We start from the raw sequence: 1,406 nt of genomic DNA, 5'->3' as shown, positions 1-1,406 counted from the left end.
CCATCCCGAACACGACCGTTAAGCCCTCCAGCGCCGATGGTACTTGGACCGAAGGGTCCTGGGAGAGTAGGACGCCGCCAAGCACTTGAGCCCTTGTTGATTTAATCAACAAGGGCTTTTTTGTGTTTTATAATAAATCTTTTAGAGCTTCAATGGAGTTTTGGGACGGTTCAAACAAATTATTATAGTGTTTGTAAGTAAAATGTACAATTTGTAGAAGTAAGGTGAAAGAAGAATAAATGAGAACAAGAAGGTAGTAGACTTGACCAGTCTGCCGAAAGATTAAAGTGTCTGTCAACCGAAGACAGAAGATGGGAAAAATATTATCCTGCCACACAAAGGGCTTGTTCTGTCCAATCAGTTGGCAGCTACTCTAAAACTGGACAAGGGTGATATGCTTCTTGTAGAGGTTGTTGATATGAGAGATGGCATTACCCTGAATATAGAAGCAATTGATATTGTAGCACATTATATTGGAATTGGTGCTTATATGGATTATGATGTGATGCAGGAATCTTTTTAAGGCTCAGAATATGAGGGCAATTAGACTTTTGAGGCAGAACGTAATCGGTTTTCAGAGATTCGCAAGCAATTTTAAATTGATAATAGAACAACGATGATTCTTGATACGAGTAGACTTCAGCAACAGTTCGAACAGTTTGCGCAATATTCCGAGTGATTAGAGGGCAGAAGCAGAATAGCAAGGTATACAACTTCCTTTAATTATTGAACCTAAGGCCATGTTTGTGGGTGTGCTAGGTACTCTAGCGTTCTTATTAATAGAACAACGGCAAATAAATAAAAAGATCGATAATCTCTCCATCCTTGAAGAACTGCAAGATCAGGAGTAAAAAAAGCTTCAAACCTTAAACTATCTAATTTCAAACATGCTGAAAATATGAAGTAGAACCAGCGGCTTAGATTAATGCAGTTTTTGTATACTTTGATGTTCTCAACTAAAGGGAAGATTGTGTTATACCGGTATGTTAGTAGAATATTAAAGACTCTTTAAATAAAACAGACTATTTTTCTAAAATAATAAAGCTTGCATTATGGTAAGGTATCATGGTATATTAAATGTCCGGTCGCGAGCAGAAAGAATTGTTTGTCGATTGGAATAGAATGAATGGCTGCTTAGTAAAACTCTTCAAAAAAAGTGTTGCATTAAAACGCCGGACATGATATAGTATAAGAGTTGCTGCTGAGACATTGAGCGGACAACGAGAATAGCTTGATCTTTGAAAACTGAACAACGAGTGAGTATCGAATTCACGAAAGTGAATTCAAAATGAGAATTTTAATTCTCGTCAGATGTTTCAAAATGAGCAATCGCTCTTTTCGATAAGTTTTCGGATGGTTATTTTCTTGAAGTAATTCGAGGAAGTGATCGCTCGAAAAAACCTATT

Annotated in this window: 1 rRNA gene; it reads left to right on the top strand. The window is 37.1% G+C overall.

What is annotated here, in order from left to right:
- A 5S ribosomal RNA gene (gene rrf, locus HPT30_RS00825) occupies window positions 1-83 on the top strand; the annotation flags it as partial.
- Between the last annotated feature and the right edge of the window lie 1,323 nt (window positions 84-1,406).

Source organism: Paenibacillus agri (genome assembly GCF_013359945.1).
Taxonomy (GTDB): domain Bacteria; phylum Bacillota; class Bacilli; order Paenibacillales; family Paenibacillaceae; genus Paenibacillus_AQ; species Paenibacillus_AQ agri.
Note: the sequence above shows the minus strand (reverse complement) of the source record. Positions and strands in the feature narration are given on the sequence as shown.